This window comes from Paenirhodobacter sp. YD-8 (assembly GCF_056590935.1).
The window spans coordinates 3,690,932-3,704,159 of sequence record NZ_CM152649.1 but is presented as its reverse complement, the minus strand read 5'-3'; the positions used below and the strand labels follow the sequence as shown (position 1 = coordinate 3,704,159).

General features: G+C 66.8%; 16 protein-coding genes and 1 tRNA gene. 10 read left to right on the top strand and 7 right to left on the bottom strand.

Going from position 1 to position 13,228, the window contains the following annotated elements; genetic code table 11:
- Positions 1-101 precede the first annotated feature (101 nt).
- Positions 102-923 (top strand): DUF6473 family protein, encoded by an 822-nt coding sequence (locus tag AC0QTQ_RS18005; RefSeq protein WP_480257686.1) that lies wholly within the window; start codon positions 102-104, stop codon positions 921-923.
- 223 nt (positions 924-1,146) lie between these two features.
- Here AC0QTQ_RS18005 and AC0QTQ_RS18000 read toward each other — a convergent pair whose 3' ends face one another.
- The 7 genes from AC0QTQ_RS18000 to AC0QTQ_RS17970 all read right to left on the bottom strand — a co-directional run bounded on the left by AC0QTQ_RS18000 (position 1,147) and on the right by AC0QTQ_RS17970 (position 5,600).
- Entirely contained in the window at positions 1,147-2,055 is a 909-nt protein-coding gene (locus AC0QTQ_RS18000) for an electron transfer flavoprotein subunit alpha/FixB family protein (protein WP_480257001.1), read from the bottom strand.
- Positions 2,055-2,813 (bottom strand): electron transfer flavoprotein subunit beta/FixA family protein, encoded by a 759-nt coding sequence (locus AC0QTQ_RS17995; RefSeq protein ID WP_480257685.1) that lies wholly within the window; start codon positions 2,811-2,813, stop codon positions 2,055-2,057. The genes AC0QTQ_RS18000 and AC0QTQ_RS17995 overlap by 1 nt, the downstream gene beginning before the upstream one ends.
- A 223-nt stretch (positions 2,814-3,036) precedes the next feature.
- The gene (locus tag AC0QTQ_RS17990) at positions 3,037-3,306 is read right to left on the bottom strand and encodes a YMGG-like glycine zipper-containing protein (RefSeq protein ID WP_183077575.1); all 270 of its coding nucleotides are present in this window, start codon (positions 3,304-3,306) and stop codon (positions 3,037-3,039) included.
- A gap of 67 nt (positions 3,307-3,373) precedes the next feature.
- A complete protein-coding gene (locus AC0QTQ_RS17985; protein ID WP_121534831.1) occupies positions 3,374-3,946 on the bottom strand; it encodes a cob(I)yrinic acid a,c-diamide adenosyltransferase in 573 nt (190 codons plus the stop codon).
- Between the two features lie 15 nt (positions 3,947-3,961).
- Positions 3,962-4,162 carry a twin transmembrane helix small protein gene (locus AC0QTQ_RS17980; RefSeq protein ID WP_113901712.1) on the bottom strand — a complete coding sequence of 67 codons (201 nt, stop codon included), beginning with the start codon at positions 4,160-4,162 and terminating at the stop codon, positions 3,962-3,964.
- 73 nt (positions 4,163-4,235) lie between these two features.
- Entirely contained in the window at positions 4,236-5,066 is an 831-nt protein-coding gene (locus AC0QTQ_RS17975) for an SDR family NAD(P)-dependent oxidoreductase (protein WP_480257684.1), read from the bottom strand.
- A gap of 75 nt (positions 5,067-5,141) precedes the next feature.
- Entirely contained in the window at positions 5,142-5,600 is a 459-nt protein-coding gene (locus AC0QTQ_RS17970; RefSeq protein WP_480257683.1) for an SH3 domain-containing protein, read from the bottom strand.
- A gap of 176 nt (positions 5,601-5,776) precedes the next feature.
- Between AC0QTQ_RS17970 and parC the strand changes: the two genes are divergently transcribed.
- The 9 genes from parC (at position 5,777) to rplL (ending at position 13,187) form a co-directional block, all read left to right on the top strand.
- A complete protein-coding gene (gene parC, locus AC0QTQ_RS17965) occupies positions 5,777-8,035 on the top strand; it encodes a DNA topoisomerase IV subunit A (protein WP_480257682.1) in 2,259 nt (752 codons plus the stop codon).
- 324 nt (positions 8,036-8,359) lie between these two features.
- Positions 8,360-9,535 carry an elongation factor Tu gene (gene tuf, locus AC0QTQ_RS17960; protein WP_480257675.1) on the top strand — a complete coding sequence of 392 codons (1,176 nt, stop codon included), beginning with the start codon at positions 8,360-8,362 and terminating at the stop codon, positions 9,533-9,535.
- 142 nt (positions 9,536-9,677) lie between these two features.
- Positions 9,678-9,753, top strand: a tRNA-Trp gene (locus AC0QTQ_RS17955).
- A gap of 105 nt (positions 9,754-9,858) precedes the next feature.
- Entirely contained in the window at positions 9,859-10,041 is a 183-nt protein-coding gene (gene secE / locus AC0QTQ_RS17950) for a preprotein translocase subunit SecE (RefSeq protein ID WP_121534837.1), read from the top strand.
- Between the two features lie 189 nt (positions 10,042-10,230).
- On the top strand, positions 10,231-10,770 hold the full coding sequence (gene nusG / locus AC0QTQ_RS17945; protein ID WP_121534838.1) for a transcription termination/antitermination protein NusG: 540 nt from the start codon (positions 10,231-10,233) through the stop codon (positions 10,768-10,770).
- 87 nt (positions 10,771-10,857) lie between these two features.
- A complete protein-coding gene (gene rplK / locus AC0QTQ_RS17940) occupies positions 10,858-11,310 on the top strand; it encodes a 50S ribosomal protein L11 (protein WP_121534839.1) in 453 nt (150 codons plus the stop codon).
- Between the two features lie 3 nt (positions 11,311-11,313).
- Complete coding sequence (gene rplA, locus AC0QTQ_RS17935) at positions 11,314-12,012, top strand: 50S ribosomal protein L1 (protein ID WP_113901720.1); 699 nt, start codon at positions 11,314-11,316, stop codon at positions 12,010-12,012.
- 221 nt (positions 12,013-12,233) lie between these two features.
- Positions 12,234-12,749: a 50S ribosomal protein L10 gene (rplJ, locus tag AC0QTQ_RS17930; protein ID WP_121534841.1), complete on the top strand. Its 516-nt coding sequence runs from the start codon at positions 12,234-12,236 to the stop codon at positions 12,747-12,749.
- A gap of 63 nt (positions 12,750-12,812) precedes the next feature.
- Positions 12,813-13,187 carry a 50S ribosomal protein L7/L12 gene (gene rplL, locus AC0QTQ_RS17925; protein ID WP_121534842.1) on the top strand — a complete coding sequence of 125 codons (375 nt, stop codon included), beginning with the start codon at positions 12,813-12,815 and terminating at the stop codon, positions 13,185-13,187.
- Positions 13,188-13,228 lie beyond the last annotated feature (41 nt).

Below are 13,228 nucleotides of genomic sequence, written 5' to 3'. Positions count from 1 at the left end.
CCCGGGCGGCGCCGGCCCCGGCAAGGCCGGCACGCCTTAGCCCTTTCGCAAGGGTTTGCGTGCAAATCTGGCGCGAACCGAGTCGAAAACCGAGGTGGGACATGGCATTCGAGTATGCGGGGGATGGGGCCCTCGGCTATTTTCCCTGTCGCTACGGGCGCTCGAAACTGCTGTTCCGGGGGCCGCGGCGGCAGCTGGTGCCGCCCTTCGTCTCGGCGTTCGGCGGCTCGGAAACTTATGGCAAGTTTGTCGAGGAGCCCTGGCCCGCCCTGCTCGAGGAGCGGATCGGCATCCCGGTGGTGAACTTCGGCTATCTCAATGCCGGGGTCGACGTCTTCCTGGGCGAACCGCAGCTGCCCGAGCTGACGCGGCTGTCGCGGCTGCGGATCGTGCAGCTGACCGGGGCGCAGAACCTGACGAACCGCTTCTATGCGGTGCATCCGCGTCGCAACGACCGCTTCCTGCGCGCGTCGGGTCTGATGCGTTCGGTCTTTACCGAGATCGATTTCACCGAGTTCAACTTCACCCGCCACATGCTCTCGGTGCTGATGGGGCAGGGGCCAGAGCGCTACGAGCTTCTGGTCGCGGAACTGCGTCACACCTGGGTGGCGCGGATGACGACACTGCTCGAGCGGCTGGAGGGGCCGAAGCTGCTCCTGTGGCTCACCGACTGGCGCGATCCGCTGCTCGGCGATCCGCTCGGGCCGGAACCGCTTTTCGTGACGCAGGAGATGGTCGACCGGATCGCGCCGCTCGCCCAGGTTCTGGTGCGGGTGCAGCCCTCGAGCATGGCGCGCTCGGCCGGCACGGCGGGGATGCATTTCGCGGCGCTCGAGGAGCCGGCCGCCGCCTCGATGCCGGGGCCGCTCGTGCATCAGGAGATTGCCGAGGCACTCGCCCCGGTCGTCGGGCGGATGATCTGAAGGGCGTGCGCGCACAAACACCTCCCCTTTCGGACGGCTCGGCACGTCGACAAAAAAGGGGTGGGAGTGAGCCCCCCTCGGCTTCGCCTCACCCCCCCGGAGGATTTGCACTAGGAAAAGGCAAGGGCGCCCCGATCGGAGCGCCCTTTGTTTTCATCTTGCCGCAAATACCTCGGGGGCCGAGGCATTGCCTCGGCGGGGCAGCGCCCCCGCCCGGTCCGGGTCAGAGCTTCGCGGTCATTTCCGGGACGGCCTGGAACAGATCGGCGACCAGACCGAAATCGGCGACCTGGAAGATCGGCGCCTCTTCGTCCTTGTTGATCGCGACGATGATCTTGCTGTCCTTCATCCCCGCAAGGTGCTGGATCGCGCCCGAGATGCCGCAGGCGACATAGAGCTCCGGCGCCACGACCTTGCCGGTCTGGCCGACCTGCCAGTCGTTCGGCGCAAAGCCCGAGTCGACCGCCGCGCGCGAGGCCCCGACCGCCGCGCCGAGCTTGTCGGCGAGCGCCTCGATGATCGCGAAATTCTCTTCCGAACCGACGCCGCGGCCGCCCGAGACGACGATCTTCGCCGAGGTGAGCTCGGGGCGATCCGAGGTCGCCACCTTGTCCTCGACCCAGGAGCTGAGACCCTTGTCGCCCGCCGGGGCGGCGGCCTCGATCGGCGCCGAGCCGCCCGCACCCGCCGCCTCGAAGGCGGTCGTGCGCACGGTCATCACCTTGACCTTGTCCGAGGACTTCACCGTCTGGATCGCGTTGCCGGCATAGATCGGGCGCTCGAAGGTGTCGGCGTCGACGACGCCGATGACATCCGAGAGCACCATCACGTCGAGCAGCGCCGCGATCCGCGGCAGCGCATTCTTCGCCGCTGCCGTCGAGGGCGCGACGATATGGCTGACGCCACCCGCGAGCGAGACGACGAGATCGGCGAGCGGCTCGGCCAGCCCATGGGCATAGGCCGCGTCCTCGGCGACCAGCACCTTCGCCACACCGTCAAGCGCCGCGAAGGGGGCCGCATCGACGCCCGCGCCGGCGAGCAGAACCGTCACCGGGCCGAGCTTCTTCGCCGCCGTCAGCGCCTTCGCCGTCGCGTCGAGGCTGCTTGCTTCCGCAATCAGAAGAACCGACATCAGATCACCCCCGCGTCTTTGAGTTTGCCGATCAGCTCGTCGACCGAACCGACCTTGATGCCGGCCGAGCGGCCCGCGGGCTCGGCGGTCTTGACCACCGTGAGCCGCGGCGTGACGTCGACGCCATAGTCGGCGGCGGTCTTCTCCTCGAGCGGCTTCTTCTTCGCCTTCATGATGTTCGGCAGCGAGGCATAGCGCGGCTCGTTCAGCCGCAGGTCGGCGGTGACGATCGCCGGCAGCTTCACCTCGATCGTCTGCAACCCGCCGTCGACCTCGCGGGTGACCTTGGCCTTGTCGCCCTCGATCGCCACTTCCGAGGCGAAGGTCGCCTGGCTCCAGCCCAGAAGCGCGGCGAGCATCTGCCCGGTCGCGTTCATGTCGTTGTCGATCGCCTGCTTGCCGGCGATGATCAGGCCGGGCTGTTCGTCCGCCGCGACCTTGGCGAGGATCTTCGCCACCGCGAGCGGCTCGATGTCCTGATGCACGTCATCGGCGGCCACCACCAGGATCGCGCGGTCCGCGCCCATGGCGAGGGCCGTGCGCAGCGTCTCCTGTGCCTGCTTCACGCCCACCGAGACCACCACGATTTCCGAGGCGACGCCCTTTTCCTTCAGGCGGATCGCTTCCTCGACCGCGATCTCGTCGAAGGGGTTCATCGACATCTTCACGTTCGCAAGATCGACCCCCGTGCCGTCCGCCTTGACGCGAACCTTCACGTTGTAGTCGATCACGCGCTTCACAGGTACCAGGACCTTCATCGGCGGTGTCTCCTTGGTTGCATTCGCCGCCCCCGGCGGGGGGCGGATTTCGGCTTTCGGCAATTTTGTTACAAGAGCCGGCCTCGAAGGGACAGTGCAAAATCGACCCCTTCCGCTGTCGCTACGTCACGTCGCGCGGACATTCGGGGGCGCCGCCGGTCCGGCGCGCAGCAAAAAGGCCCGCCGTTGGGCGGGCCTTCGAAACTGCGGGGCGCGATGGCGGTCAGCAGCGCGCGTAATATTCGCGGCCGTAACGGTCGCGGTAGAGGCACCGGCCGTTGCTGCGGCGATTTTCATTGATGACAGAACCCGCTACGGCGCCGACAGCGCCGCCGACGATGGCGCCGGTGCCGGGGTTCTTCTTGTTCAGCAGCGCGCCGGCGGTGGCCCCCGCGGCGGTGGTGCCGAGGAGCGTGCGGTCCTCGGTGGTGTCCATGCAGGCGCTGAGTGCGAGCGCCGCCGGCAGCAGAAGGAAGGCGATCTTGGTTTTCATGGCTGAGTCTCCGAGATGAATTGTTCTGACATCATAACACATCGTCATGCTGTCCAGTTCCCCTGCGTCACCGGTTCGCGCCCGGAACCCACAGGACATCGGTGCGGCCGTCGTCATTGGCGATGCGGGCGGCGCAGAAGAACCAGTCCGACAGCCGGTTCAGGTATTTCACGGCCTGCGCATTTGCCGATTCGGCGGCAGCAAGGGCGGTCGCCTCGCGCTCGGCCCGGCGGGCGACGGTGCGGGCGAGGTGCAGAAAGGCCGACAGCGCCGAGCCGCCGGGCAGGATGAAACTGCGCAGCGGTTCGAGCCGCGCGATCATCGCATCGATCTCGGTCTCGAGCCGGGCGACCTGCGATTCGGTGGTGCGCAGCACCGGATAGGGCGCCTCGGCGTCCTTCTCCATCGCCGGGCGGGCGAGATCGGCGCCAAGGTCGAAAAGGTCGTTCTGGATCCGGGCGAGGGCCGCGTCGGTCTCGCCCTCGGCATGGAGCCGCGCCAGGCCGAGGGTCGCGTTCAGCTCGTCGACCGTGCCATAGGCGGTGACGCGGAGCGCGTGCTTGGGCACCCGCGTGCCGTCGCCGAGCGCGGTTTCGCCCTTGTCGCCGGTCTTCGTGTAGATCCTGTTCAGCACGACCATCGTCGTCTCCTCCTGTCAGCCCCGTCTGAGCCAGACAAACAGCAGAACGAGGCCGATCGCAACCGCCTGTGCGGCGATGCGCAGCCGCATCAGCCGGTTCGCGTGACGGCGGTTGAACTCGCCGCCGCGGGCAAAGCCGCCGATGCCGATGAGCAGGATCACCAGAACGGCCAGGCAGGCGCCCACCACGGCATAGAAGACCGGATCGCTGCGCATCGTCATTTCTCCCTCGCGCCCTCCCCGGCGCGCGATCACAGTAACGGCGCCGTGCCGAAAGGCGAGGGAAAACTCAGGCGCGGGCGAGCAGCCAGTCGCGCAACCGCAGCGGCAGCAGCCGGCGCAGGGCGGCGGCGATATGGGTGGCGCCGGTGATGTAATAGGCGGGCTTCGGGTTCGCCGATTCGAGGGCCTCGCGCAGCGCCGCCGTCACCGCCGAGGGCGGCAGTTCGAAGGCGTCGGGCTTGCCCGAGGGTTCGTAGAGCCGCTTCAGCAGCGAGCTTTCGTATTGTGCGCGGCGGGCAGAATTCTTCCAGTCCACCCATTTCTCGAAATGCGGGATCGCGTTCAGCCGGAAGCGGGTCGGGATCGGGCCGGGATTGAGGGTGATGATCTTGATCGGGGTGTCGCGCATCTCGAGGCGCAGCACGTCGGTCAGCCCCTCGAGCGCGAATTTCGTCGCCACATAGGCGCCGCGCCAGCGGATGCCGACGATGCCGAGCACCGAGGAGCATTGCACGATCCGGCCATGGCCCTGCGCCCGCATCACCTTGATCGCGCGCAAGGTCAGGTCATGGAGACCGAAGAGGTTCGTCTCGAAATTCTCGCGCAGCGCGCCGACCGGCAGGTCCTCGACCGCGCCCGGGGTGGCGAAGGCCGCGTTGTTGTAGAGCGCGTCGAGCCGGCCGCCGGCGCGGGCGAGCGCCTCGTTGAAGCCAGCCTCGATCGAGGCCGGGTCGGCGACGTCGAGCGGAAAGGAGATCAGCCCCTCGGCGCGCAGCCGGGCGCAGTCTTCCTCGCGCCGGCAGGTGGCCAGCACCGTCCAGCCCGCGGCGGTCAGCCCGTGCGCGGCGTCATAGCCGATGCCCGAGGAGCAGCCGGTGATCAGGATCGTCTTCGCCATGGTGTCTCTCCGCCCGTGGATGCCGGCATCCGGGATAGGGGCGGGGGCGCGTCGTGGCAAGCGCCGACCGGCGGCTCAGTTCGCGGGCCGCAGCAGGCGGCGCGAGACCCAGCCCTCGATGCCGTCGCCCTCGATCCGGATCCGGGCCCAGCCGTCGCGCTCGGCGACCACCAGCACCTCTTCGCCGCGCGCCAGGCTGTCGATCACCGGGGCCGAGAGGCCGGGGCCTGAGCGCACGTTCAGCCGGGCCGTATCGACGGCGAGGATGTGGCCGGTCGCGGCCGGCACGGCGCGGTATTCGGGCGCGGGTTTCAGGCTCGGCCCGGGCATCGGCGTGAAACGCACCGGGGTGACGGCGGGGGCCGGATCCGGGGCCGGAACCGCGGCGCTTTCGGCAACCGCGGCAACGGGCGCGATGGGGGCCGGGGCCTCGGGCGCGGCGGCGATGGCTTCGGTTGCGCCTTCCGGGTCGCGGCCGAAAACGGCCAGCACGACATAGAGTGCGGCCAGTGTGATGGCTGTCAGTCGGAACATCGGACCCTCCCCTGTGCGACGCCCTGCTTCAGCAAGTGTTAACAATGCTCGCGCCGTCTTGTCCTTACGTCAACGAGTCGCGCCGGCGGGGGTTCCCAGCCGGACGGAATTTTCCCCGATTTCCGCCCGAGCTTTCCGTCTGGACCCGGCCGCGGTGCCGCTTTACACCCGGTGCCATGAGCGAGCATGACGATACCCCGCACCCGTCCACCTCTTCGGAACCGCTGAGCCGCGCGATCGGCGAGCGCTATCTGACCTATGCGCTCTCGACGATCATGCACCGCGCGCTGCCCGACGCCCGCGACGGGCTGAAGCCGGTGCACCGCCGCATCCTCTACGCGATGCGCGAGCTCAAGCTCAGCTCGACCGGCGGCTTCCGCAAATCGGCGAAGATCTCGGGCGACGTGATGGGCAACTATCACCCGCATGGCGACGCCGCGATCTATGACGCGATGGCGCGTCTGGCGCAGGATTTCGCCATGCGCTACCCGCTGGTCAACGGCCAGGGCAACTTCGGCAATATCGACGGCGACAACCCGGCGGCCTCGCGCTACACCGAAGCGCGGATGGCGGCGCCGGCCGAGGCGCTGCTCGAGGGGCTGGCCGAGCATGCGGTCGATTTCCGCCCGAATTACGACGGCACGCTGACCGAACCCGTGGTGCTGCCCGCGGCCTTCCCGAACCTGCTCGCGAACGGCGCCTCGGGCATCGCCGTCGGCATGGCGACGAACATCCCGCCGCACAACATGGAAGAGCTGGTCGACGGCTGCCTTGCGATGATCCGCGACCCGGAGATTGCCGATGATGCGCTGGTCGACCTGATCCCCGGCCCCGACTTCCCGACCGGCGGCGTGATCGTCGAACCGAAGGACAGCATCCGCGACGCCTATCGCACCGGCCGCGGCGCCTTCCGGCTGCGTGCGCGCTGGTCGACCGAGGATCTCGGCCGCGGTGCCTGGCAGATCGTCGTCACCGAGATCCCGTATCAGGTGCAGAAGGCGAAGCTGATCGAGCGCCTCGCCGAGCTGATCGAGACGAAGAAGGTGCCGGCGCTGGCCGATGTGCGCGACGAGAGCGCCGATGACATCCGCATCGTGCTCGAACCGCGCGCCCGCACCGTCGATCCGGCGCAGCTGATGGGCATGCTGTTTCGCAACTCGGAACTCGAGGTGCGCTTCTCGCTGAACATGAACGTGCTGATCGACGGCCGCGTGCCCAAGGTCTGTTCGCTCAAGGAGGTGCTGCGCGCCTTCCTCGACCACCGCCGCGATGTGCTGTGCCGGCGCTCGCAGCACCGGCTGGAAAAGATCGCAAGCCGGCTCGAGATCCTCGAGGGCTACATCATCGCCTATCTCAACCTCGACCGGGTGATCGAGATCATCCGCTTCGAGGACGAGCCGAAGCCGGCGCTGATGGCCGAGCCCTGGAAGGCCGAGGGCGGCGCGATCGCGCATCTGACCGAGGCCCAGGCCGAGGCGATCCTGAACATGCGCCTGCGCAGCTTGCGCCGGCTCGAGGAGATGGAGCTGCGCGCCGAGCGCGACGGGCTGCTGGCCGAACGCGCCGGGCTCGAGGCGCTGCTCGCCTCCGAGGCGGCGCAGTGGAAACAGATCGGCACCGAGCTGGGCGAGGTCCGCAAGGCTTTCGGCAAGGGCACGGCGGTCGGCCGTCGCCGCACCGATTTCGACGAGGCCGGCGAGGTCGTCGAGGTGCCGATCGAGGCGATGATCGAGCGCGAGCCGATCACCGTGCTGCTGTCGAAGATGGGCTGGATCCGGGCGATGAAGGGGCACCAGCCGCTCGATGCCGAGGTCAAGTTCAAGGACGGCGACGGCCCGGCTTTCGCGCTGCATGCCGAAACCACCGACCGGATCGTGCTGATCGGCACGAACGGCCGTGCCTGGACGCTGCTTGGCGCCAACCTGCCCGGCGGACGCGGCATGGGCGAGCCGGTGCGGCTGATGGTCGACCTGCCGAACGAGGTCGAGATCGGTCATGTGATCTTGCCGAAGCCGGGCGAGAAATACCTGCTCGTCTCTTCGGACGGCGATGGCTTCATCGCGCCCTCCGAAGAGCTGATCGCGCAGACCCGCTCGGGCAAGCAGGTGCTGAACATGCGCGAGGGGGCGAAGACCGCAGTCTGCCGCCCGGTCTCGGGCGATGCCGTGGCCTGCGTCGGCGAGAATCGCAAGATGCTGGTCTTCGCGCTCGACGAGCTGCCGGAGATGGCGCGCGGCAAGGGCGTGCGGCTGCAGAAGTTCAAGGACGGCGGGCTGAGCGACGCGATCACCTTCACGCTGGCCGACGGGCTGAGCTGGAAGGATCCGGCCGGCCGCACCCGCACCGAAGGCGATCTGACCGAATGGCTGGGCAAGCGCGCCTCGGCGGGCCGGATGGCGCCGCGCGGATTCCCGCGCGACAACCGCTTCGTCTGAGGCCCGCAGGAGGGGGTGCTGCCCCCTCTTTTCCTGCGGAAAATTCACCCCCGAGGTCTTTCCGGCAAGGAGACGGCCCGGGGGTGCGGGCTTCCAATTGCTGCAAATATCCCGGGGGTGAGCCCGGCACGGGCGACGGGGCAGCGCCCCCTGCGCCGCGAGGCACGGGAGCCGGGTGTGGCATCGCCGCACTGCCTTGCCCACAAGCCCTTGCGCGACACGGCTTTGCGCGAAGCGGTCTTGATTTTTCCGCGTCGGAGCAATACGAAGCCCGCGATATTGACACGGGCCGGTGCCGGCCCCCGAACCCAGAGGCGCCCGCGAATGGCAAAGGCAAAGTTTGAACGGACGAAACCGCACGTCAACATCGGCACGATCGGCCACGTTGACCACGGCAAGACGACGCTGACGGCTGCGATCACCAAGTACTTCGGTGAATTCAAGGCCTACGACCAGATCGACGGCGCGCCGGAAGAGAAAGCCCGCGGGATCACGATCTCGACGGCGCACGTGGAATACGAGACGGCTGCGCGTCACTATGCGCACGTCGACTGCCCCGGCCACGCGGACTACGTGAAGAACATGATCACCGGCGCGGCGCAGATGGACGGCGCGATCCTGGTGGTTTCGGCGGCCGACGGCCCGATGCCGCAGACGCGCGAGCACATCCTGCTCGGCCGTCAGGTCGGCATCCCGTACATCGTGGTGTACATGAACAAGGTCGACCAGGTTGACGACGAAGAGCTGCTGGAGCTCGTGGAAATGGAAATCCGCGAACTTCTGTCGGCCTACGGCTACCCGGGCGACGACACCCCGATCATCAAGGGCTCGGCTCTGGCCGCTCTCGAAGGCCGTGATCCGGAAATCGGCGAGAACTCGATCCGCGCGCTTCTGGCCGCTGTCGACGACTACATCCCGACCCCGGTGCGCGCTGTCGACCAGCCGTTCCTGATGCCGATCGAAGACGTGTTCTCGATCTCGGGGCGCGGCACCGTGGTGACCGGCCGTGTCGAGCGTGGCGCGGTGAACGTCGGCGACGAACTCGAGATCGTCGGCATCCGCGACACCAAGAAGACGACCTGCACGGGCGTCGAGATGTTCCGCAAGCTGCTGGATCGCGGCGAGGCTGGCGACAACATCGGCGCGCTGCTGCGCGGCATCGACCGTGACGGCGTTGAGCGCGGTCAGGTTCTGTGCAAGCCCGGTTCGGTGAAGCCGCACACGGAATTCGAGGCCGAGGCCTACATCCTGACGAAGGAAGAAGGCGGCCGTCACACGCCGTTCTTCGCGAACTACCGTCCGCAGTTCTACTTCCGCACCACCGACGTCACCGGCACCGTGAAGCTGCCGGAAGGCACCGAGATGGTGATGCCGGGCGACAACCTGAAGTTCACCGTCGAGCTGATCGCCCCGATCGCGATGGAAGAGAAGCTCCGCTTCGCCATCCGTGAAGGCGGCCGCACCGTCGGCGCCGGCGTCGTCTCCAAGATCCTCAAGTGATCTCGGACTGACCGTTCGGGAAAGGGCCGCCTTCGGGCGGCTCTTTTTCGTTTCGGACGAGCGTGTTGCACGCGGAAATGCGGGGCGTGCAAAAAGCCCCTTGATTTCCTGCGACGCCTCCTTTAGCACCCGCACACGGCCTAGGGGTTTAGCTCAGTTGGTAGAGCATCGGTCTCCAAAACCGAGGGTCGTGGGTTCGAGTCCCCCAACCCCTGCCAGGCCGCTCTCCGGACATCGCGACAGGACGCACAGGCGGCAAGCCGCTTGTAATCCCGCGGCCGAGCGCGTATCTGGAGCCGGTCGCGAAAAAGAGGATCACGTGCATGGCAAACCCCGTTCAGTTCCTGCAGCAGGTGCGCTCGGAAGTGGGCAAGATTGCCTGGCCGACCCGTCGGGAGGTTTTCCTGACGACGGTCATGGTCTTTGCGATGGCGGCGCTGACGGCGCTGTTCTTCTCGCTCGTCGACTGGGTGATCCGTCTCGGCGTCACCGCGGTGATCGGCTGAGGCGGCGCCGCGCCGCTGCCCCGCGCAATTCGCTTGAAATCATGGGGCTGGGGCGCTAAAGGGGCGGGACCTTTCCGGAACCGGCGTGCAACGATTCGGGTCGTGCGCGCCTTTTTGTTCCGGAAATCGGGGTAACCCGTTTGGGAAACGGAATTTTCGGCGGTCACCGTCGGTGGAAGGGCAGTGGGCATGGCGAAGCGGTGGTATTCGGTGAGCGTTCTCTCGAACTTCGAGAAGAAGGTCGCCGAACAGATCAAGCAGGCTGTGGCCGAGAAGGGACTCGAGGACGAGATCGAAGAAGTTCTCGTCCCCACCGAGGAAGTGATCGAGATCCGTCGTGGCAAGAAGGTCACGTCGGAGCGCCGCTTCATGCCGGGCTATGTGCTCGTGCGGATGGACATGAGCGATCGGGGCTATCACCTGATCACCTCGATCAACCGGGTCACCGGGTTCCTCGGCCCGCAGGGCAAGCCGACGCCGATGCGCGACGCCGAGGTGAACGCGATGCTGAACCGGACCAGCGAATCGGGCGAGGCCGTTGCGCCGCGCAACCTGATCCGCTTCGAGGTCGGCGAGAACGTGAGCGTGACCGACGGGCCCTTCGAGGGCTTCTCGGGCATGGTCGAGGAAGTCGACGATGCGGCGGGCCGCCTGAAGGTCACCGTGTCGATCTTCGGCCGGCCGACGCCGGTCGAGCTGGAATTCACCCAGGTGTCCAAGGGCGCCTGAGTGGGAGCTGCGGGAGGCAAGGGGCAACCCGCGCCGCACCGCTAAACTTCGCGCCCTCTGGCGTGACAGTGACAAGGAGCAGGCCAGATGGCCAAGAAAGTTATCGGGCAGCTGAAGCTGCAAATCAAGGCCGGGCAGGCCAACCCCTCCCCGCCGGTCGGCCCCGCGCTCGGTCAGCGCGGGATCAACATCATGGAATTCTGCAAGGCGTTCAACGCGCGCACGCAGGAAATGGAACAGGGTTCGCCCGTTCCGGTGGTGATCACCTACTACGCCGACAAGTCGTTCACCTTCGAGACCAAGACCTCGCCCGCCTCCTTCATGCTGAAGAAGGCTGCTGGTCTGAAGCCCGTTGGCAAGCGCAACCGCCCGAAGGGCTCGGCGAAGCCGGGCCGCGAGGTTGCCGGCACCGTGACCGCCGCCCAGGTGCGTGCGATCGCCGAAGCCAAGATGAAGGACCTGAACGCGAACGACGTCGAAGCCGCGATGCACATCATCCTGGGCTCGGCGAAGTCGGTCGGTATCGAGGTTAAGGGGTAAGCCATGGCCAAGCTGGGTAAACGCACGGCCGCCGCGCGCGCCGCTTTCGAAGGCAAGGCGAACCTCTCGGTCGAGGACGCCGTCAAGCTGATCAAGTCGGCCGCTGCGGCGAAGTTCGACGAGACGCTCGAGATCGCCATGAACCTGGGTGTCGACCCGCGTCACGCCGACCAGATGGTCCGCGGCGTGGTTCAGCTGCCGAACGGCACGGGCAAGACCGTGCGCGTCGCAGTGTTCGCTCGCGCTGCCAAGGCTGACGAAGCCAAGGCCGCCGGTGCCGACATCGTGGGCGCCGAAGACCTGATGGAAACCATCCAGTCGGGCAAGATCGAGTTCGATCGCTGCATCGCGACGCCGGACATGATGCCGCTGGTCGGCCGTCTGGGCAAGATCCTCGGGCCGCGCAACCTGATGCCGAACCCGAAGGTCGGCACCGTGACCATGGACGTCGCCAACGCGGTCAAGGCCGCGAAGGGCGGTGAGGTCCAGTTCAAGGTTGAGAAGGCCGGCGTGATCCACGGCGGCATCGGCAAGGTCTCGTTCACCGAGGAAGCCCTCGCCCAGAACGTGCGCGCCTTCGTCGAAGCCGTGTCGAAGGCGAAGCCCGCCGGCGCGAAGGGCACCTACCTGAAGAAGGTGTCGCTGAGCTCGACCATGGGCCCGGGCGTGACCGTCGACCTGTCGTCGGCGACCGCCAACTGAGAATTTGCCGGGAAACCGGCGAATGACGGGGCGGTGACGCCCCGTCCTGTCCGAGACGGAGGGAGCCGGTTTCCGGCTTAATGTCCTTCCTGAGATGGGGAACGAGAAATTCCGGGGGTGACCTCGGGCGATCTTCTCGGGAACCGATCGGACCCGACCTTCGGGCAATCGCCCGCAGGAAATGAGAGCAGGGGGGAAACCCCCGAACTTGGAGTGTAACCGTGGATAGAGCCCAGAAAGAGAAAGTGGTCGAGGAACTCGGCCAGATCTTCGCAAGCTCTGGCGTCGTGGTGGTTGCCCACTACGAAGGCATGACGGTTGCTCAGATGCAGGATCTCCGGTCGCGCATGCGCGAAGCCGGTGGTTCGGTCCGCGTTGCCAAGAACACGCTCGCCAAGATCGCCCTTGAAGGAAAGCCCTGCGAAAGCATGGGGAAACTTCTGACGGGGATGACCGTCCTTGCCTTCTCCGAAGACCCAGTGGCTGCGGCCAAGGTCTCGGTGGACTACGCCAAGGCGAACGACAAGTTCGCTATCCTTGGCGGGGCCATGGGCACGGAGGCTCTGGATCCGGCCGGTGTCAAAACCGTGGCTGCCATGCCGTCGCGCGAAGAGCTCATCGCTCAGATCGCCTCGTGCATCGGTGCTCCGGCTTCGAACATCGCCGGTGCCATTGGCGCGCCTGCTTCGAACATCGCGGGTATCCTCAAGACTCTTGAGGAGCGGGAAGCCGCCTGACGCAACCAATTGCCTTCGTCGGAACCGACGTTGGATAACCCTATATCAGAATGGAACGGAAAAATGGCCGATCTTAAAGCCCTTGCCGAGCAGATTGTTAACCTGACCCTGCTCGAAGCCCAGGAACTGAAAACCATCCTCAAGGATGAATACGGCATCGAGCCGGCTGCCGGTGGCGCCGTCATGATGGCCGGCCCGGCCGCTGGCCCGGCTGAAGCCGTCGAAGAGAAGACCGAGTTCGACGTCGTCCTGACCGACGCCGGCGCGAACAAGATCAACGTGATCAAGGAAGTCCGCGCGATCACCGGCCTTGGCCTCAAGGAAGCCAAGGACCTGGTCGAAGCTGGCGGCAAGGTCAAGGAAGGCGCGGCGAAGGCCGAAGCCGAAGAGATCAAGAAGAAGCTCGAAGAAGCCGGCGCCAAGGTCGAGCTCAAGTAATCGGGCCGGATGCGTCCGCATCCGCTTCTGTGAAAATGGGC

Coding starts and splice junctions, on each gene's coding strand:
- AC0QTQ_RS18005 (WP_480257686.1), top strand. CDS start 102: ATGGCATTCGAGTATGCGGGGGATGGGGCCCTCGGCTATTTTCCCTGT.
- AC0QTQ_RS18000 (WP_480257001.1), bottom strand. CDS start 2,055: ATGTCGGTTCTTCTGATTGCGGAAGCAAGCAGCCTCGACGCGACGGCG.
- AC0QTQ_RS17995 (WP_480257685.1), bottom strand. CDS start 2,813: ATGAAGGTCCTGGTACCTGTGAAGCGCGTGATCGACTACAACGTGAAG.
- AC0QTQ_RS17990 (WP_183077575.1), bottom strand. CDS start 3,306: ATGAAAACCAAGATCGCCTTCCTTCTGCTGCCGGCGGCGCTCGCACTC.
- AC0QTQ_RS17985 (WP_121534831.1), bottom strand. CDS start 3,946: ATGGTCGTGCTGAACAGGATCTACACGAAGACCGGCGACAAGGGCGAA.
- AC0QTQ_RS17980 (WP_113901712.1), bottom strand. CDS start 4,162: ATGCGCAGCGATCCGGTCTTCTATGCCGTGGTGGGCGCCTGCCTGGCC.
- AC0QTQ_RS17975 (WP_480257684.1), bottom strand. CDS start 5,066: ATGGCGAAGACGATCCTGATCACCGGCTGCTCCTCGGGCATCGGCTAT.
- AC0QTQ_RS17970 (WP_480257683.1), bottom strand. CDS start 5,600: ATGTTCCGACTGACAGCCATCACACTGGCCGCACTCTATGTCGTGCTG.
- parC (WP_480257682.1), top strand. CDS start 5,777: ATGAGCGAGCATGACGATACCCCGCACCCGTCCACCTCTTCGGAACCG.
- tuf (WP_480257675.1), top strand. CDS start 8,360: ATGGCAAAGGCAAAGTTTGAACGGACGAAACCGCACGTCAACATCGGC.
- secE (WP_121534837.1), top strand. CDS start 9,859: ATGGCAAACCCCGTTCAGTTCCTGCAGCAGGTGCGCTCGGAAGTGGGC.
- nusG (WP_121534838.1), top strand. CDS start 10,231: ATGGCGAAGCGGTGGTATTCGGTGAGCGTTCTCTCGAACTTCGAGAAG.
- rplK (WP_121534839.1), top strand. CDS start 10,858: ATGGCCAAGAAAGTTATCGGGCAGCTGAAGCTGCAAATCAAGGCCGGG.
- rplA (WP_113901720.1), top strand. CDS start 11,314: ATGGCCAAGCTGGGTAAACGCACGGCCGCCGCGCGCGCCGCTTTCGAA.
- rplL (WP_121534842.1), top strand. CDS start 12,813: ATGGCCGATCTTAAAGCCCTTGCCGAGCAGATTGTTAACCTGACCCTG.